17 protein-coding genes are annotated in these 18,348 nt (G+C 62.0%); 8 read left to right on the top strand and 9 right to left on the bottom strand.

What is annotated here, in order from left to right; translation table 11 throughout:
* Positions 1-69: 69 nt before the first annotated feature.
* Positions 70-1,245 (top strand): lipase family protein, encoded by a 1,176-nt coding sequence (locus I7X09_RS24105; protein ID WP_200314021.1) that lies wholly within the window; start codon positions 70-72, stop codon positions 1,243-1,245.
* A gap of 73 nt (positions 1,246-1,318) precedes the next feature.
* The gene (locus I7X09_RS24100) at positions 1,319-1,792 is read left to right on the top strand and encodes a DUF5709 domain-containing protein (RefSeq protein WP_124568580.1); all 474 of its coding nucleotides are present in this window, start codon (positions 1,319-1,321) and stop codon (positions 1,790-1,792) included.
* On the opposite strand, the gene I7X09_RS24095 is transcribed toward I7X09_RS24100, so the two are convergent.
* Positions 1,781-2,923 (bottom strand): GGDEF domain-containing protein, encoded by a 1,143-nt coding sequence (locus I7X09_RS24095; RefSeq protein WP_200314019.1) that lies wholly within the window; start codon positions 2,921-2,923, stop codon positions 1,781-1,783. The two genes, I7X09_RS24100 and I7X09_RS24095, sit on opposite strands and share 12 nt — an antisense overlap.
* 515 nt (positions 2,924-3,438) lie before the next feature.
* On the opposite strand from I7X09_RS24095, the gene I7X09_RS24090 reads away from it, so the two are divergent.
* Positions 3,439-4,422: a hypothetical protein gene (locus I7X09_RS24090; RefSeq protein ID WP_200314017.1), complete on the top strand. Its 984-nt coding sequence runs from the start codon at positions 3,439-3,441 to the stop codon at positions 4,420-4,422.
* A 7-nt stretch (positions 4,423-4,429) separates the two neighbouring features.
* Here the strand turns inward: I7X09_RS24090 and galE are convergent, their stop codons facing one another.
* The 5 genes from galE to I7X09_RS24065 are packed head-to-tail and all read right to left on the bottom strand — an operon-like array spanning position 4,430 to position 9,827.
* Positions 4,430-5,428 carry a UDP-glucose 4-epimerase GalE gene (galE, locus tag I7X09_RS24085; protein WP_200314015.1) on the bottom strand — a complete coding sequence of 333 codons (999 nt, stop codon included), beginning with the start codon at positions 5,426-5,428 and terminating at the stop codon, positions 4,430-4,432.
* Positions 5,425-6,555: a nucleotidyltransferase family protein gene (locus I7X09_RS24080; protein WP_200314013.1), complete on the bottom strand. Its 1,131-nt coding sequence runs from the start codon at positions 6,553-6,555 to the stop codon at positions 5,425-5,427. Before I7X09_RS24080 ends, galE begins: the two co-directional genes overlap by 4 nt.
* A complete protein-coding gene (locus I7X09_RS24075) occupies positions 6,534-7,412 on the bottom strand; it encodes a hypothetical protein (protein ID WP_234036697.1) in 879 nt (292 codons plus the stop codon). Before I7X09_RS24075 ends, I7X09_RS24080 begins: the two co-directional genes overlap by 22 nt.
* A gap of 7 nt (positions 7,413-7,419) precedes the next feature.
* Positions 7,420-7,692 (bottom strand): PqqD family protein, encoded by a 273-nt coding sequence (locus I7X09_RS24070; RefSeq protein WP_095970129.1) that lies wholly within the window; start codon positions 7,690-7,692, stop codon positions 7,420-7,422.
* Between the two features lie 47 nt (positions 7,693-7,739).
* Positions 7,740-9,827, bottom strand: a complete 2,088-nt coding sequence (locus I7X09_RS24065; protein ID WP_200314011.1) for a glycosyltransferase — start codon at positions 9,825-9,827, stop codon at positions 7,740-7,742.
* A 49-nt stretch (positions 9,828-9,876) separates the two neighbouring features.
* Between I7X09_RS24065 and I7X09_RS24060 the strand changes: the two genes are divergently transcribed.
* The gene (locus tag I7X09_RS24060) at positions 9,877-10,164 is read left to right on the top strand and encodes a hypothetical protein (RefSeq protein WP_200314009.1); all 288 of its coding nucleotides are present in this window, start codon (positions 9,877-9,879) and stop codon (positions 10,162-10,164) included.
* Between the two features lie 421 nt (positions 10,165-10,585).
* Here the strand turns inward: I7X09_RS24060 and I7X09_RS24055 are convergent, their stop codons facing one another.
* The gene (locus tag I7X09_RS24055) at positions 10,586-11,383 is read right to left on the bottom strand and encodes an ArsR/SmtB family transcription factor (protein ID WP_095970132.1); all 798 of its coding nucleotides are present in this window, start codon (positions 11,381-11,383) and stop codon (positions 10,586-10,588) included.
* A gap of 410 nt (positions 11,384-11,793) precedes the next feature.
* On the opposite strand from I7X09_RS24055, the gene I7X09_RS24050 reads away from it, so the two are divergent.
* Positions 11,794-13,209: an NAD(P)/FAD-dependent oxidoreductase gene (locus I7X09_RS24050; RefSeq protein ID WP_200314007.1), complete on the top strand. Its 1,416-nt coding sequence runs from the start codon at positions 11,794-11,796 to the stop codon at positions 13,207-13,209.
* An 86-nt stretch (positions 13,210-13,295) separates the two neighbouring features.
* Here I7X09_RS24050 and I7X09_RS24045 read toward each other — a convergent pair whose 3' ends face one another.
* Together I7X09_RS24045 and I7X09_RS24040 are read right to left on the bottom strand one after the other, a co-directional pair.
* A complete protein-coding gene (locus I7X09_RS24045; RefSeq protein ID WP_200314005.1) occupies positions 13,296-13,724 on the bottom strand; it encodes a PaaI family thioesterase in 429 nt (142 codons plus the stop codon).
* A 236-nt stretch (positions 13,725-13,960) separates the two neighbouring features.
* Positions 13,961-14,743, bottom strand: a complete 783-nt coding sequence (locus I7X09_RS24040) for a hypothetical protein (RefSeq protein ID WP_095970134.1) — start codon at positions 14,741-14,743, stop codon at positions 13,961-13,963.
* A 202-nt stretch (positions 14,744-14,945) separates the two neighbouring features.
* Between I7X09_RS24040 and I7X09_RS24035 the strand changes: the two genes are divergently transcribed.
* From I7X09_RS24035 to I7X09_RS24025, 3 genes are read left to right on the top strand one after another with little or no spacing between them, the layout of a single operon-like run.
* On the top strand, positions 14,946-16,406 hold the full coding sequence (locus I7X09_RS24035; RefSeq protein WP_378375604.1) for a FecCD family ABC transporter permease: 1,461 nt from the start codon (positions 14,946-14,948) through the stop codon (positions 16,404-16,406).
* Complete coding sequence (locus I7X09_RS24030) at positions 16,403-17,494, top strand: FecCD family ABC transporter permease (protein WP_124568588.1); 1,092 nt, start codon at positions 16,403-16,405, stop codon at positions 17,492-17,494. Before I7X09_RS24035 ends, I7X09_RS24030 begins: the two co-directional genes overlap by 4 nt.
* On the top strand, positions 17,491-18,342 hold the full coding sequence (locus I7X09_RS24025; RefSeq protein WP_020907760.1) for an ABC transporter ATP-binding protein: 852 nt from the start codon (positions 17,491-17,493) through the stop codon (positions 18,340-18,342). Before I7X09_RS24030 ends, I7X09_RS24025 begins: the two co-directional genes overlap by 4 nt.
* The last annotated feature ends 6 nt before the right edge of the window (positions 18,343-18,348 follow it).

Below are 18,348 nucleotides of genomic sequence, written 5' to 3'. Positions count from 1 at the left end.
GGACCCCGGGTGGGTCCGGACGAGGGGAAAACGTTGAAACTGCGAACCAGACGCGTGTTTACCGGATCGATGCTGACTGCCGCTGCACTGACTGCCGCACTGCTCTCCGGAGGGACTGCACAGGCAGATCCCGCATATCCGGCACCTGACCCGGACCCGTTCTATTCGCAAGCAGCGGCCGAGGGGGTCGCCGGCACGCCGATCTCCGTGCGCCGGGCCCCTGACCTGATGACCTTCCCTGGTGTCGCGATCTGGCAGGTCAGTTATCGGTCCACGAACTCCGAGAACAAGCCGATTGCCGCGGTCAGTACGATCCTGGTCCCGCCGAATCAAGCGCAAGACGGACCGTTGCTCTCCTATCAGCACATCGTCAACGCACTCGGAACGGGATGTGCGCCATCTCGCGCGCTTTACGCGTCGGATCCCAACATCGTCATCCGCGAAGCGCCCATCCTCAACGTCGCGCTTCAACGTGGATGGACCATTGCCCTTCCCGACCATCTCGGACCCAACAGCGCGTACGGCGCCGCGCGCCTGGGCGGACAGGTCACGCTCGACGGTATCCGCGCCGTTCAGAAAGTCCCCGAATTGCGTAGTGGCGCCAGCCCTGTCGGTATTGCCGGTTACTCCGGCGGTGGTATGGCCACCGCGTGGGCGGCCGCACTGGCCCCGAGCTACGCACCCGAGGTCAACCTCGTCGGCGTAGCCGAAGGCGGCGTTCCGATGAATCTGTCCAAGATGGCCAACGGCCTCGGACAGGATCCGCACCCGGCATTCGGCCTCGCGTTCGCCGCAGCAATGGGCCTCGAACGCGAGTATCCCGACCTTCTTCCGCTGAGCAACCAGCTCAACGACCTCGGTCGGTCGATGCGGGCCGAATTCACCAACGCGTGCACCAATGACATCCTGAGGGTCGGTGCCGGGCGCAGTGCCTCTCAGGTGTCGACGTCGACCTCCCTGTTGTCCAGTCCTGAAGTGCGAAAGGTGATGGACGACAACAGCGTCGAACTCTATCCCGGTGTGCCGACTGCCCCGGTATTCGAATGGCACACGCCCGACGACGTTCTGATCCCCACCGATTCAGTGGTCAACACGATTTCGCGGTACTGCGCCGCCGGAGCCACGGTTCAATCTCAGCTGTTCCCCAGCCCGGACCACCTCACCACGGCGGTCCTCGGTCTGCCCACCGCATTCGAGTACCTGCAGGACCGATTCGACGGAGTGCCGGCCCCACGTTCGTGCTGAATGTCTCCGGAGTGATGTATCGGGCAGGCGCGGCACATGGCCAACTCGGTGTGCCCGTGGCATCGTTGATCGTATGAGCGACACGGATGACACCGGCGCGGCCGGCAATGGCGATTACAGTCTCGATCCCGACGACCAACTTCAACCCGAAGACACCCTGATCGATCGAGGCGTGGACGACATTCTCGACGAGGGAATCTCACCACCCGAGCGCCCACTCGGACTGGACGCTCATGGGTTGACCGGCAGCGAGGAATCGGCGGGGGAGACCCTCGACGAGCGACTTGCCGAAGAAGAACCAGATCCGTACGCGTCGCTGGGAGATCCCCTGAAGGATCCGGCAGATGCCGACGAATTCGAACGAGAGGAAGAATTCCCGAACGGCGACGAAGTCGGAAATCGCCGCGTCGGGCGTCTCGTTGCCGAAGACGAGGGCCGATACGAGGACGAGGAAAGCGAACTCGTTGCCGGAGACGTCGGAATCGACGGCGGCGCAGCATCGGCGGAGGAAGCCGCGATGCATCTGATCGACGAATCAGAGGACTGAGCGTCCGTCTGACCGTTGTGGCTGCTGTGGCTGCTGATCGGTGAGAACGATGGAATGGACGCGGTTTCCGCCCATTCTCTTGCTTTCGTACATCGCCGAATCGGCTAGGCGATGGAGGTCGCGAAGGCCGCTTTCTGCTGCTTGCACGTCCGGCCAGGCGCCGTTGTGTATGGCTATGCCGATGCTCGTCGTCGAGAGTGGTTCGCCTGTGGGGGAGTTCATGATGGGGGCGATCCGCGCCAGTAAATCGCCGACGTACGGCAACGGCATCATCTGCACGACGACGAACTCGTCACCGCCGACGCGAGCGATTGCTGCGTCCGATCTGGCCCAGTCGTGAAGTCGATAGGCCGTGCGCAGTATGACGCGGTCGCCGACGTCGTGACCGTAGGTGTCGTTGAAGTGCTTGAAATTGTCGATGTCGATCACCACCACCAGCAAGGACTGGTCGAGGCCGGATTTCGCTTGCAGGAGTTCGGAAGTCCGCCGTGACAGTCCGCGTCGATTCAACAGGTCCGTCAACGGATCGAGTTCGGAGCTTTGAGCGTCGTTGCTCAGGAGCGCCAGAGCAATCTGCGTGACCACCGGTATGACGGTGATGACAGGAATGGCAAAGGCAATGCGTCCCAGGACGTCTGAGAGGCCGGAAGGTACATCGGTGAATACGCCGATGCTCGCAACAACGATGACCGCCCCGGAAAACAGCAAGTGCCACAGCTGAGCTCGAAGATTGTGAAAGAACGCTATGTACGATCCGACGAGTCCGAAGACGAGGCATCCCAGCAGCCTTTGATCCGGATTGGCCTCCGCCAGCACGATCACCGCGACAGCGAAGTCGCCCGCGATGACGAAAAGATACGACCGTTCCCGGGTGGTCGCGGTGAACGGCAACGCTGTACCGCCGATCATCACGAGCACTGCGACGACGACGTCCAACGGAAATCCGATGGCTTGTACCGAGTGTGTGCCCAGACGCTTGAGAAGAATCGTGACGCCCAGGATGAACACCAACACGCCGATGCCTATCCGAGTCGGCATCAGAATTCCGTTGTCGCGCAGGAATCGTGTGAATCGGTCAAATTGGTCTGGCACTGCGAGCCAGCGTTGGACAGCCTTGTCGGTGCCGCTCATCGTGGCCACCGGCAATGAGCGGCCGGTCGAATACAACGCATGCGGCGATAGTAGTCCGCGGCGATGACAATGAACCTGCGCCGCCTCCAGCGATTCCAACTCAATACGTCACAGTGACGTATTAGGATGGTGTGGCTGGAGGTGGCCCAGACTCGTTCATTGTCATCAATCCGCATCAGACGGCTTGTCGAGTGGTCTTGCCACCTGAGCGGCAAGGTTACTAGGCAGCCACCAAACAGCCACCTGAGGTCAGTAGCAATCCAAGGCAGCCTGCCGGCGGGCAGCCGACTCGAGATGATCACCGCACGCAAGGTGTCCGGCAAGTCAGGACGGAAGCACGTGAGCAGTGTGCAAATACACCTACGGATCGACCTACGAAGGTGACGTGCGACAAGGATGCGGGAAACGAACCATGGGCCGATATCCCCAGGTCGGCAATTCGCCGATAATCTACATTATGTCAAGTAATGGTTATTCGAACGTCCCCCGTCAGCCTGTCCGCTAGCTTTACCCACATGGATTTAGTTGCGCTCATCCTCGGTTCACCACGTGGCCGTCGCTTCTGTGCGAACGTCGGTTACGCATGCCGCGCCGGCGCACGCACGTCCGGTGGACACTGGCCTCAATCGCCGGAACATGCGCTCGAAGTTCTCGACGCTGTTGATGTCCGCGCGATCGCAGAAATGTCGGAACTCGAGATTCTGCACTGTCTTGCGTATGCCGTGGATTGTGCACGCTACTGGGAGCCGCCGGACGACGAAGACCTGATCTTCGTCCGGCCGGATGTCGCAGCGGCGCTGCGACCGATTGCCGGAGCACTACTCGACTCGCCACACACCGCCTGGTGGACCGAGCCGATCGACCGCCTGAACCAGAATCTGGTTGAAAAGCGAAACCCCATTTACGGCTGGTCGGGCCTACCCCTGCGGATTTACCCCACGAAGGACGGCCTCGAACAGTGGCGCGCTGAGGCACTCGACAACGAACGTCAGTTTCTGGAATATCAGATCGAAGATCCGGACCGCCACATCGGAGGCGAATGGTGGTCTATCCCTTTTGCCAACGGCACCACCGAAACAACCAGGGCCCGCGACGGTATCGGGGCCCTCGGGGTGTTTCTCGAAGAAGACAGCTCCTCGAACGAAGCTCGGGTGCAGCCGGTAAGGATCTACGGCGCGCCCCGCATCTACGAGATCACTGGTCCGCAGGACTGGGCGAATCTGGTCGATACCTATCCCCTGCGAGTGCCCGCTTCACGACGCTCCGTTTGGTACGACACGACCGGTGAATACCGTGACTGGTTCATTCCGGACTGGGTTTCGGTGGCCGCAGATTACGACGCCGTCCACCTGACCTTGATGGCTTATCTGACCACGCCAGGCATCGCGATCCCGTTGTCGGCCAACTCGGGGGCCACCGTACTCGCCGGGTGGGATCCAGACGCTACATTCTGGCTACGAAGCAACAACATCACCGTTGACGGCGACCCGATGGGCTGACGTTCGGCTACACCGAATTCAGCAGGTGCGGCCGCACTGCCAGCCACCGTGCGGTATCCTCGATCCCCTGTTCCAGGGTGAACGTCGGCACCCACCCGAGTAGTCGCAACGCACGATCGTTCGACGCGTAGGCGCCGGCAGTGTCACCGGTGCGTCGGGCTGCAACGACCACGTCGATGTTTTTGCCGAGCACGTTCTCGAAGGTGCGAATGAGTTCCCATACCGTGGTTCCCCGCCCACTGCCCACATTGACCACAGTCAGGCGTGATGAATCAGCGGTGATCCGGTCGAAGCTTTCCAATGCGCGAACATGAGCGTCCGCAAGGTCCCACACGTGAACGTAGTCGCGCACGCCGGACCCGTCGCGCGTCGGCCAATCTGTCCCCGCGACTCTGAAAGGTGTTCGTGTCGAATATGATTCGAACAGCTTTCCGAGTGCGTGTGTGGGGCGTGCCGATGCTGTTCCGCTTCGCAGTTCGGGATCTGCCCCCACAGGGTTGAAGTATCGGAGAGACATCGCCGACAAACCTGTGGCCGCCACGATGTCGTCGAGCATCGTTTCGAACTGCGCTTTGCTGTGCGCGTAGGGACTCTGCGGTTCGATCCGCCAATGTTCGTCGACACATCCACCGTCGCTCGGCGCGTACACCGCCGCAGAGGAACTGAATACGAAACGCTTGCACCCGTTCCGAAGGACACTCGAGACCAGCGTCAGTGACTTGGAGACATTGTTTTCGTAGTACCGCGCCGGGCTGCTCACGGAATCTCCGACCACGATCAGAGCCGCACAGTGAACTGTGGCATCGATATCGGGATGATCCGCGAATATCCTGTCGAGCAGTTTCTCGTCCGCGATGTCACCGCAGTAGAACGGGAATCGGTGTGCAAACTCGGCACGGCCGGTCAGCAGGCTGTCGAGGACAATGACATCCATCCCGGCGTCGACGCACTTCGACGCCACGGTGCTTCCGATGAATCCCGCTCCGCCGGTGATGAGGACTTTCATGCTGCTCCCCCGGCATCCTCGACGGCAGTCCTCGCAAGACGGAGGAAGTGAGACACGCGTGCGCGCGCCAAGTCCCATCCGCGTAGGTCGCACCCGTCCCGGATGGAGAGCCGATCACGGTCGAGAAAGAGCGGCACCATAACCAGATCGCGGTACAGCGAGTGCAGCCGCGGGCGATCCGCCAACCACAGCGTCCATTGCCACCGCCAACGCGCCGAGATGGTCGTCACTCCGGTACTGACGCCGAAGATCGATTCCACCGCCGCCCAGTGGACGTTCACCGCCCGACGGACATCGCGTGGCAACTGGCGTCTGGAGAGCGTCACAGCGAGTTCCGGTTCGGAAGTGAGCAGGTACCCCACGTCGAAGACGCTGTTCAACGACAAATCGGCGCGAATCAAGGCCCGATCGGCGAGTCGCGCGTGAGCGATGACATGCAGCGTGACATCGGCAATCTCGAGTCTTGATCCTTCGGTCCCCGTGCTGATGCCTCGGACCGCCGCCTCCCGGGTCAACGCATGACGAGCGAACCGCGGAAGCAAGTGCGAATGAATTTCGACGGAGCCGTGACGGTCGTCGCGCAGGAGCGCAGGTTCCTGGTGATCGTCGCGATCGATGGAATCCCCCACCACCTCGTCCGGGCGGACCATTCGATAGCCGAAGTCGAGGATCGCGTCGTTGGCCGGAACGGCGTGTGCGGGATCGACGACCAAGAGGTCGATGTCCGTCATCCGTCGTGCTGCCGGATTCGGCCAGATTCTTCGCTCGAGAAGGGCAGCACCTTTCAGTGCGACCGTTGGAAATCCGCTGCTGTGTAACAACTCTTGCAGTTCTACGCGCTGCGCGTCGAGGTCCGCGATACGACGCGCGTTTCGGTGATGGACAAGGCTCAGCGTCAATTCCGGACTCGACGCGGTAGCTCCGGACTCCGACAGCATTTCCGCGAAACTCGCAGGCAGGACTGAGGCGAAGCCGGCGTCGACTGCGCGGGCGGCCAGCAGCGGCAACACCTTGTGCCTGGCAGCGGTGTCGATGACTCTCGGCCAATCCTGCGGCGAACACGAACGGATGAGGTCGGCCCCGTGCTCGGAGTCCAGCATGGAAATCAGGTACCGGGTGTCACGCATGACGCCACCAGTTTCTCCACGGCGTCGGCGCCGGTATCGCCGTGATGCCGAATCATTCTGTAGCACGGGGCATTCGAGAGTAGAGCAGCGGTGTTTCTCAGAGTCAATCCGTGATTGTCGGACCACAGGGCTGATTGCTCGGCCAGTGACTGTATCGCCTGGGCTGCAGGCATCGGTGCGATGCGTGTCGTCCCCTCGTCCCAACCGTCGAGAATCAGCACCAGATCGATTCCGCGAACCGCCGAGTCGGCGTCTGGCGGTATCGACAGAGTTGACGGGTCCAGCGCCCACACCGGCGGGGCATACGGGAGATACAGCGAATCGTGTGCCTTGACCTCGGGGAGAACATCGAACGTACCCGCTTTGAGGTGAACTCGACGCGGTAAGCCCACCGATTCGGTGCCACGAATGAAGACGCCTTCGTCAGCGCGCAATTGTGCGCCCCGTAAAGCGAGGGCGAGAGCCAAGGTGGTCTTGCCGGCGCCGGAGTGTCCGGCGATTGCCACTCGCACACCGTCGCAGTCGACCAGAGCAGCGTGCAGGCGAGTCCACTGTTCGCCATGGGCGGCTTTCATGACATCCCGGTGCACGCTGCGGTACACGTTCTCTGCGAGGTGGAGGGCGTCGAGACCGGTCAGCGTGTCACTGCTGCCGTCGATGGTCGATTCGATGGTGGCGTCCCAGAGCCCGAACGTCGATCGGTTTCGCTCGATCCGGACTCCGACGTCGTATCCCGCAGGCCAGGGGCTCGCAATTCGATGCTCGACGACACCGAGTTCAGGGATGGCGGGGCCGCGCACAATCGCATCAACCCACAGGTAGTGCGCCCGGAATTGCGGTACGTGGTTGCCTGTCACTGGATTCTCACACCAGCAGACGCGAGGCGCTCAGCTGTCCATAGGTCTCGTTCACTACCGACTCCGCATCATGGACGGGGATCTCGAGTACCTCAACGACCGCCTGGACGATGTCACTGACGGTCCGGCCGTCACACAGTTCCCACACCAAAGTCGCGACGGGGTTGAGGTGATGGGCAACTTCGCTGGAGCTGTCGTACAGCACGACACCGTCGGTGAGATCGTTGCTCTCCACCGCCTGTGAGCGTTGGGGCCTCGCGTCTTCGAGTAGTTCGGTCAAGATACCTCCTTGTTGCGGCGAATCCGATGTTCGTGTCGGTGGTGAGGTCAGAGCGAGAAGCGTCGTGAGTATTCGGATTCGATTGCGCCCGAACGAAGCAGGCTGCGGGTGGAGGCGATGCCGGGGGCGAGTGTCAGACAGGTGAGCATTCCCCCGGCATTCGCCTCCACCAGGTAGTCGCCCAGAGTTCGGTGGTGACCCGCCCACTTTCCGAATGCTTCGGGATCTGCCTCCGGATCCGCAATCGCGTCGAGAATTCGCTCGAAGGCGCGCGAGTGAACGAGAACAGCGTGAACTCCACGGTTCTCGGGACTGGTGCGTAGCATCGCCGAACCGTCGAGCAGCGCTCCGTCCCCCGATTTCGCGTCGTGTCCGAGTTGGACGACATCCCAGGGGCGGAGGTCGAGCTCTCGACGTGCATGCTCCAGAATCGACGCCGATGCGTCCAGCACATTCACGTCGTCGGCAGTGATGAGGACCGAATCCCAGCCCTTCTCGGTAGCGCGAGCAACCGCACGACGCCACGAGACGGCAAAGGCGGCATCCTGATTCGTGGCGTCGTCGAAAGCCGCCACTCTTTCCACCGCTGCCACGCGCGGTAAGCGAATGAATCGATGCCAGGACGCCTTCCACCTGTCGATGTCGAGATCGAGATTCACGACGACAACACCGAGGTCCGACTTCGAATCCTCGATAACCGGGTCAGGCTCTCCAAGTACTCGCACCGGCGACAGAGAGCAATCGAGCACGACGTCGACTGCGCCCCGCTCGAGCAGATAGGTTGCCAGTGAAAAATCTGATGGCAGAGATCCGCTGATGCTCAGTGAGAGTTCGTCTCGCAAAGTTCGGTATGCCGCCGCACGAACAACCAGTGCAGCCCCGACCAGGTCTTCGCCGTGCGCGTGGACGACAGCCGAATCGGCCTCAGCGGGGAGGTCGTCGGCAATGTTTCGCAGTTTGTACGCAAGGGCGGGTTCGATCACGCGCGCCTCGTCCAGAAAAACCACAGACTTCCAGCCCAGCAGAATTGCCTTGTCGAGTCCGGCGACGAACGCAGACGCCGTCCTCCACCCGTCCAGACCGTCGTCCTGCGACGGAATGGCACGGTGAACGGTCAGTTCGATCGACGCGGCCTCCGCCAGGCATGAACGCCAGGGAGCGACTCGGCGGTCGTCGCTGAGAACGATCACCCCACCAAAGGCCAGGTCGGGTCGCTGGACGCTCAACTCGGCACGGCGACGAATCTCGGGATATGAATCACCGAGGTATTTGGAGAACTGACGATGGAGCGAATCGATGTCCCAACCGACCTCGTTCCACCCGAGCAGGTAATTGTGAACGCGGTCTTCCCAATTTATGCGGTACGGAACACCCGCGGGACGCTCGAATCGATGGTGCCAACCGAATGCCGGAAGGCAGACGACCTTGCCGCCGTTGATCCGGAACTTCTCGTGGATGTATCCCTCTTCACCGCCGAATCCGGTGAAGTGCGAGTTCAATCCCGGCCAAGCCTCACGCCTGCAGGCGAAAGCGCCGAGGCCTTGCATGACAATCTCGAAAGGCATGTCGGGGTGCTGCTTCGCGCGCGGATCGACTCCCCACGAGCCGAACATTCCGTTGCGCCACTTGGGGTCCATGTGGGTAGCCGCGATGTGTGAGGAATCCTGGGAGAGCATCGGTCCCTGGATCAAATCGGCGGTTTCCGGATTTGCGTCGAAATACGTCAGCAGCGCCGACAACGATCCCGGTGCCAGGATCACATGCGAGTCGAGGACAAGGACATACTTTCCGGTTGCCTTGCGGAACAGCACGTCCCGCACCGCAGTCGATCGAACGTCGGTGAACGGAATGTAGCGGAACCGATCGATGTACCCCGCAAACGATTCGAGCATCGGCGCCGGCAATCCTTCGGGATTGTTGTCCAGCAACACGAACTCGACTCTGTCCAGAATCTCCCGATGATGAACCAAGATCGAGTGGATCGTGAAGTATGCGCCGTCGAAATCGTCATAGGTCGCAATTGCGATAGTGAGATCAGCCGGCTTTCCGTGCGGCGGAGTCTCCTTCACCTTGACTGGGCCCGCGCTCTGAAGGTTCTTCAGAGCGCGGTGCAAGGCGACGTCGAACTCGGTCATCGGTGTGCTCCCTGGTAACCAGTGGCGTCGTATCGGTTACGCAGGCTCGGTGGGATCTGTCGGCGGAGTCGGGACAGTCGGGACAGTCGGCTCGGTGCGCGTGGTCGGCACGGTCGGCACAGTGGGGACAGTCGGCTCCGTCGGCGCGGTGGGGCCGGTTGGCTTGGCTGTAGTAGTTCCACCCGAACCTGTGGAACTACCGGTTGATCCGGAACCTGTGGAACTTCCCGACGATCCCGAACTCCCGGAACTACCCGAACTACCCGACGACCCTGAACTTCCCGACGACCCTGGATTGCCCGGCTCGTTCCCTCCGGGAGTATTGCCACCGGGTTGATTCCCGCCGGGCTGCTCACCGCCTGGTTGACTCGGATTCTGCTGGCCACGACCAGGCGCTCCGGAAAGATTGGGCGTGTCACCGGCTGCGAAGGCCGGTGCCGCACCACCGAGGCTGATGGACGTCACGACGGGCACAGTTACCGCCGAGGCCGCCAGAACTGTCTTGACGAACTTGCGTCGATCAACCGGAACATTCTGAAAAGCGTCGCCGCCCATAGCGTTTCTCCCCTGCCTGCGAGACGAGGTCGTCCTCACTCGATGTCGGAGCAAACGCTAGCATCCATCTGGCAACTTTACAGACTGAACGCGCCGATATTTGACGGTTATGCGGATTTGAGACCGGACTGGACCGACAGTTCGGGCAGGAGTACGGCGAACTCTTCCCGGCCGTACCGCGCGTTTGTCCTGGTCGACAACCGTCAACCGACCGGCATCTCCCACGGTGCCACGGGAAGAGTGTTTCCGGTCTCGAGGTAAGACTTCAGGTTCGACAACACGGCAGACCATCCGCCGGCAACCTCCATCCGGGCCGATTCGTCGGCGAGATCGGTGTGTTTGACGGTCAGGCGCACTATCGCGTCGAATGCTTCGATGTCGAAGCTCACCCGCGAGATGTCGACGCCCGGTTCGCCGTTCGGGTCGGCCCAGGTGGTGACCAACCTCGACGGGGGGTTGCTCTCGACTACGGTGCCGACCACATCGGCGATGTTCGAACCGTCGATCCGGCGGTGCTCCCACGTCGATCCGGGCTGCCAGTCGGAGACGTTGCTGTGTCCCCAGTATTCCGCTGTGGCCTGGGCGTCCGTCAGTGCTTTCCACACGTTTTCGGGCGTGCTGGCGATGTAGGTGACGTACACGAAACTGGGCTTGTCGGCCATGGCTTCCTCCGCGAGTCTTTTGACGGCACTGAGCGCGTTCAGGCGCGGTACCTCGAATTTGTTGATCCACCGCTCTCGAATTTCTTCGAGCGCAACGGGATTGAGATAGTGGAGCTTGGATCTCCCCTGCCTGACCGTGCTGATCAGATTTGCATCCTCCAGCGCGTCAAGGTGCTGGGTGACTGCCTGCCGACTCATGTCGAGGCTGTCGCACAACTCGCCGAGTGACTGTCCGTTGACTACGAACAAGCGGTCCAGAAGAAGCCTCCGTGTCGGATCGGCAAGCGCTTTGAACACTGCATTCATCCGGTCGTCCACCACTTCACAATATGCAAGCATTTACTTGCATGTCAATGGTTGGGCGTGCCGGGTTTCGGAAGTAGGGGTCGATGAGGTGTGATGACACCAGGCAAATGTGATCTGACCCCCAGATTGCAATACACGAGAGGTTGAGCACATGGACTGGGCAGCAATTGGAGTGGGTGTCGGGTATGCGTCGGTGGCACTGTCGATCCTGGTTTTCGTCGGCGGGTGCATCGCGCTGTTCATTTTGTCGGTCCGCCAGTAGCCGCACCTCGACGAAGGTGGTGATCACCCCCGGTTCGGCGAAGCGGATCGCATCGGGAGTGATCACACTCGAGGCTGCTTGATCGATTCGGACACGGCTGCGCTTGCCGGGCTGCTCACAGAGAAGCTCGCGCGCGGTGGGACTACCGTAGGACTGTCGCCTAGAACTCGAGGAGTACGGAATGAGCATCCAGTCGGTTGAACCGCACCGCCACCGCGTAGTGGTGATCGGTTCCGGCTTCGGAGGACTGTTCGGCACTCAGGCTCTCAAAAAAGCCGATGCCGACATCACGATGATCGCGCGTACAACCCACCATCTGTTTCAGCCGCTCCTCTATCAGGTTGCCACCGGCATCCTCTCGGTCGGCGACATCGCTCCCGCCACGAGACTGGTGCTGCGCAAGCAGAAGAACGCCCAGGTCCTGCTCGGCGAGGTCGAGACCATCGATCTCGAGAACCAGACGGTGACCTCGCGTCTTCTCGAACGCGTCACCGTGACGCCGTTCGACAGCCTGATCGTGGCAGCAGGTGCCGGTCAGTCGTACTTCGGCAACGATCAGTTCGCAGAGTTCGCACCCGGCATGAAAACGATCGACGACGCCCTCGAACTGCGCGGACGAATCCTCGGCGCGTTCGAACAGGCCGAGCTGTCGGACGATCCTGCGGAGCGCGCGCGTTTGCTCACCTTCGTCGTGGTCGGTGCCGGCCCCACCGGGGTGGAGTTGGCCGGACAGATCGCCGAGCTTTCCCGTCGCACGCTCGACGGCGCTTTCCGGAAGATCGATCCACGTGAAGCCCGCGTCGTGCTCCTGGACGGTGCCCCTGCAGTGTTGCCCGTGTACGGCGGGAAGCTCAGCCGCAAGGCGGCCGAGACGCTCGAGAAGCTCGGCGTCGAGATCCAGCTCGACGCGATGGTCACCGATGTCGACAACGACGGTCTGATCATCAAGGAGAAGGACGGCACGCTGCGCCGTATCGAGTCACAGTGCAAGGTGTGGTCCGCCGGAGTTCAGGCGAGCCCGCTCGGCAAGCAACTCGCAGAGCAGAGCGGCGGCGAAACCGACCGTGCCGGCCGCGTCATGGTCAATCCTGACCTGTCGCTTCCCGGACACCCCAACGTCTTCGTCATCGGCGACATGATGTCGCTCGACAAGCTCCCCGGATTGGCGCAGGTCGCCATGCAAGGCGGCAAGTATGCGGCCAAGCAGATCAAAGCCTCACTGGACGGTAAGTCGCCGTCGGAACGAGTTCCGTTCAAGTACTTCGACAAGGGCAGCATGGCAACCATCTCGCGCTTCAGTGCGGTGGCGAAAGTCGGCAAGCTCGAGATCAGCGGCTTCATCGGGTGGGTCGCCTGGCTGGCAATTCACCTCCTGTACCTCGTCGGATTCCGTTCACGCGCCTCGACGCTCTTGTCGTGGGCAGTGACGTTCTTCGGGCGTGGCCGTGCTCAGATGGCGTCCACCGAGCAGCAGGTCTTCGCGCGAAACGCAATGGGCGAGTTGGAGAAGAAGAACAAGGAAGCGACGGGGTCCGGCGGCGCTTCCAACGGCGAAACCAAGAAGACGGCAGGCAAGCAACAGAAGGCTGCCGGCTGATCGATCAGTATCTGAGCGAATGACGAGGGCGGCAGTGGAGTTGAACTCCACTGCCGCCCTTCGTCATTTGATCGACTGTCGTGTCGTCAGTTGCCGATCTTCGCCACCTCGGTGATGTTGGCGAGGCGAACCTGCCCCTTGGAAACGAGTCGGTCGTTCTCGTCGGTGATGCGAACCTCCCAGAGTTGCTGGGTACGTCCGCGATGAATCGGTGTGGCTTCTGCGGTGAGAGTCCCTTCCCGCGTTGCGCGCAGGAAGTCGGTGTTGTTGTTGACTCCGACCACGTGGCCTCGCTCGCCCAGCCACACGGTGCCGCCGACGCTGGCGAGAGACTCCACCACCGAGCAGTACACGCCTCCGTGCTGGATCCCTGCCGGCTGGTGCAGCGTGGGCTTGACGGTCCACTGTGCCCGCACACGGTCCGAGCTCAGTTCGGTGTATTCCAGGCCGATGGTGGCGTCGAAGCCCGTTCCGAGGCGTTTCATCATCTCTGCGGTCTCAGCAGTGTCGACCATGCCATCTCCATCTGTGATTCTCTGGCGCCGGTGTGGCTGCCACTCCCTATCTGATTACACGAGAGGTAACTCGAGCTTGGAATCAGGTCTGGATAAAGAACCGGCGGGTTTCACATCATTCGATGTGAAACCCGCCGTGGGAAGGACCGGGAGTCTCTGCAGCCCTCAGGACTCCGGCGCGGTCCGGCAGTTTCGCCACTCTCGCGGTGTGCAACTCTCCGCGAGGTGTTCCACAATCATAGGCAAGGCTGACCTAATTTAGCAAGCCCTTCATCGAATTGGTTCCAACGAGGACGCAGCGAGACCTTGCGGCGCGCGCGGACCGGCAACCCGGCTGCGACAAAGGCGTCGAGAAGACCCTGCCCCCGACGCTGTGCTGCGGATTCGCCTTCACCGGCCAGGATGGGAACATAAGCGGCTGCGCCCAGGATCGACTCCCCCACCAGGCCCCAGAATCGGAACTGGTCGACGGGTGCACATCGGGAGACGGCGTCGTAGATGGCACGCAGCGATGTCAGGCAGCGGTGCGCAGTCCAAATAAGGAGCGCCTCTTCGCAGGGCATGTCGACGACGCCGTCGCTTCCGGCCTCTCGCCCGTTCGGGGCCACGCGCAGCGTCTCGTCGACCACGCCGGCCCAGTCGATCCCACCGTCGCTGTCCATGTGTATGAACAGATTCTCCAGCCCTGGGTCCCATGCGGACCCTTCGGAGACGATCGACGCGGCCACCCTGCCGACCACGGCATGAATAAGTGACGTCGCGACCTGGATCGCGGCAGCTTCAGCGCTGTCGAGGTCTTGAAGTGAACGGGCGAACATCTGATGCACCCGATCCCCGCGCAGACCCTCACTCAGTTGCCACCAGCGCCGTTTGCCTTCGCCTGCCATGGCGGCAACCGCATAGACGCGAGGATAGTCGGGGTTGAGTGCTCGTAGGCGAACGCTGGTGCGGCTCAATGCGTTCGACCGGAGTTCGAATTCACGAACATCCGCATGCTGGGTGGTCAAGGTGACGGTCACCGTGCACTCCAATCGGCCGAAGTTGTCTTGTGGTTCCTAATGTAGGTTAGCCTCACCATAATTCAAGAGTAAAGAACTGTGACGCTGGGCACCGCATATTCACAGGAACTTGCCCCGCGGGGAGCGCGCCCACATAGGGTTCCGTAACCTAAGATGCGAATTCCCTGCGCACAAAGACCAGGAGCTCGAACCGCCAGTGACCATGACCAAACCACTCGGGAACGGACATCCCCGAGGACCCAGCGAGACGTACGGACGGCGCATAGTGCCGCGCGGCCCGGCTCCTGTCCGAATGCGTGTCCTAGCTGGGTTTTTCGACGCGGGAGTGTTCCTGCTTCCGTTGCTCGTCGGCTGGTACATCGTTCAGTCGCTCCGTGACGACAACGGAGGCGGCGAGGCCGACCGCGCCGTGTTCGGTGGGACGGCGATAGCCATCGCCGTCGGTCTCCTCGTCTGGAACCTCGGATTCCGTGAAGGCGCCACGGGTCGGACCTCGGGAAAGGGATGGGTCGGACTGGTCACGCGTGACGCGAAGACCAAACAGCCCATCGGTGTTCGCCGGGCTCTACGCAGACCCTTCGATCGAAGCGGAATCGAGGTGGTCCGTGAGAGCACGGCACGCGACGAAGGTTTCGAGGAACTCGCGCGCGACAACAGCGTCGGGGCAACTCGTCGGCGCCGCCTGATCGGTCTCGCGGTCCTGACGGTTCTTCTCGCACTTGTCATGCTCGCGAGCATCGCGGTGGGCGCTCGGCCGTTGACGTTTGCCGAAATCTTCCATGCCATCTTCAGTTCTGACGGCACCCAGACCGACATCATCGTGCGGACCCTGCGCGCTCCGCGAACCATCCTGGGTCTCGTTGTCGGCATCGCACTCGGTATCGCCGGCGCGCTGATTCAGGGACACACACGTAACCCGTTGGCGGATGCCGGTCTACTCGGCCTCAACGCAGGCGCAGCGTTCTTCGTCGTCATGGCGATCTACCTCTTCGGCTTCACCGCACCGAGTCAGTACCTCTGGTTCGCGTTCGCAGGATCTTTCGTGGCCAGCATCGTCGTCTTCGGCTTGTCCTCGATCGGAAACGGCGGCGCCAGCCCTCTGAGTCTGGCTCTGGCGGGCGCGGCCGTCGCGTTCTTCCTGCAAGCCATGACCAACGCCGTGATCATCCTCGACCAGACCAGCTTGGACGCCTACCGGTTCTGGGTCGTCGGTTCGGTATCCGGGCGCGGGTTCGACGTCCTGTGGCAGGTCCTGCCTTTCCTGATACTCGGTTTGGTCATCGCCTTGGCAAGTACGCCGGGGCTCAATGTCCTCAGCCTGGGTGAAGACGTTGCCAAAGCCTTGGGAACCAACATCGCGTTCAGTCGCACACTCGGCATCGTCGCGATCACCCTGCTGACCGGCGCCGCCACCGCGGCGTGTGGTCCGATCGCGTTCATCGGTTTGGTGGTCCCCCACGTGGCCCGGGCCATCACCGGACCCGACTACCGCTGGCTGGTCCCGTACGCGGGCTTGCTCGGTGCAGTCATGTTGATCACCGCGGACATCATCGGTCGCGTGGTCGTGCGCCCCGGTGAGTTGCAGGTCGGCATCATCCTGGCCCTCTTCGGCGCTCCGTTCTTCATCGCTCTCGTACGCCGCAGGAAGTTGGCAAGTCTGTGACGCTCAAGCAGGAAATTCGGGTACTCCCCCGGACCGTCCCCTCTCGTAAGTCGATCCGCCTCGGTGGATTCTCGCTGGTCTATCGCCCGCTTGCGGTGTCGGTGAGCATTGCCCTCGCAGTTGCGCTGTTCCTTCTGCTCTGCATCAACATCGGACGTGGCGACTACCCGATCTCGATCCCCGACGTCATTTCCGTACTGCTCGGCAATGGAAGCAAGACGCAGAACCTGATCGTCTTCGACCTTCGACTTCCGCGGTCGCTCACCGCCCTCTTCATCGGTATGGCACTGGGCATTGCCGGTGCAGTCACCCAGACGATTGCCCGCAATGCCCTCGCCAGCCCGGACATCCTCGGAATCACGGCCGGATCGAGTGCTGCCGCGGTTGCTCTCATCGTCCTCGGTGGCGGTGGCTCGTTCGTGGGAATGCTTGCCACACTGGGCATTCCGTTGGCTGCGCTCTGTGGCGGTCTGCTGACAGCTGTGGTGATCTACGCCTTGGCGTGGCGCAAAGGTGTAGAGGGTTTCCGCCTCATCCTGATCGGTATCGGCATCAACGCCATGCTGGTTGCAGCGACGGGATGGCTGCTCATCTCGGCGGACATCAACGACGCCTCCCGCGCACAGGTGTGGCTCAACGGCTCGCTCAACGGTGCCACCTGGAATCAGATGTGGCCCGTCGCGATCGCCGTCGCAGTAGTCGGCGGCTACGCGGTGATCGCCTCGTTCACCATGGGAGCGCTGCGGTTGGGCGACGACAACGCCACCTCACTCGGTGTTCGCTTGCAATCATCGCAGGCCAAACTGTTGCTTTCCGCCGTGGCACTGGCCGCCATCGCGACCGCAGCAGCAGGTCCGGTCGGCTTTGTCGCTTTGGCGGCGCCACAGGTTGCCATGCGCCTGGTGCGCTCGGCCGGCCCGCCCATCGTGGCTTCCGCACTGACCGGTGCTGTACTGGTGGTCGGCAGTGACGTCATCGCTCGAACAATTCTGCCTGTGGAACTCCCTGTCGGAATCGTGACTTCCGCTCTGGGCGGCCCGTTCTTGCTCTACCTGTTGGTTCGTAACAATCGGAAGGTCACAGCATGACCACCATCGCCCAGTCCACCGACGCTCCTTCGCGTCTCGTCGCGCAGAATCTGACGCTCGGGTACGGGGATCGCATCATCGTCGACGGACTCGATCTCGAGATCCCCACCGGCGTGATCACGACGGTCATCGGACCCAACGGTTGCGGCAAGTCGACACTTCTCCGTGCGCTCGGTCGTCTCCTCAAGCCCAAGGGTGGATCGGTCATCCTCGACGGCAAGGCGATCAGTTCGATGAAGACCAAGGAAGTCGCCCGGGTGCTCGGCATGCTCCCCCAGACTCCGGTTGCGCCCGAAGGACTCACTGTCGCCGATCTGGTCTCGCGTGGACGCCACCCGCACCAGTCGTGGATTCGGCAGTGGTCCGCGGACGACGAGGGCGAGGTCGCGGAAGCACTGGAGCTGACCGGTGTCTCCGACCTCGCTGATCGGCCGGTCGATCAATTGTCCGGCGGCCAGCGTCAGCGAGCCTGGATCTCGATGGCTCTCGCCCAGGGAACCGACATCCTGCTCCTCGACGAGCCCACCACGTACCTCGACCTTGCGCATTCGATGGAAGTCCTCGACCTGGTGGATCAACTCCACGAGGAAATGGGGCGCACCGTGGTGATGGTTCTGCACGACCTCAATCTCGCGGTCCGATACAGCGATCATCTGATCGTGATGCGCGACGGCGCCGTCGTCGCTTCAGGTGTCCCCAAAGACATCATTTCCGCGGAACTTCTGCTCGAGGTGTTCGGTCTCGAAGCTGCCGTTATCGACGATCCCGTTTCGGATCGGCCGCTGATCGTCCCGATCGGCACCCGGCACGTGTTCGGCGCCGTCGGCGGGCCGGCAAAGCCTGCGTGACGATCG

Origin of the sequence: Rhodococcus sp. P-2, assembly GCF_016598535.1 — a bacterium.
Taxonomy (GTDB): domain Bacteria; phylum Actinomycetota; class Actinomycetes; order Mycobacteriales; family Mycobacteriaceae; genus Rhodococcus_F; species Rhodococcus_F baikonurensis.
Note: the sequence above shows the minus strand (reverse complement) of the source record. Positions and strands in the feature narration are given on the sequence as shown.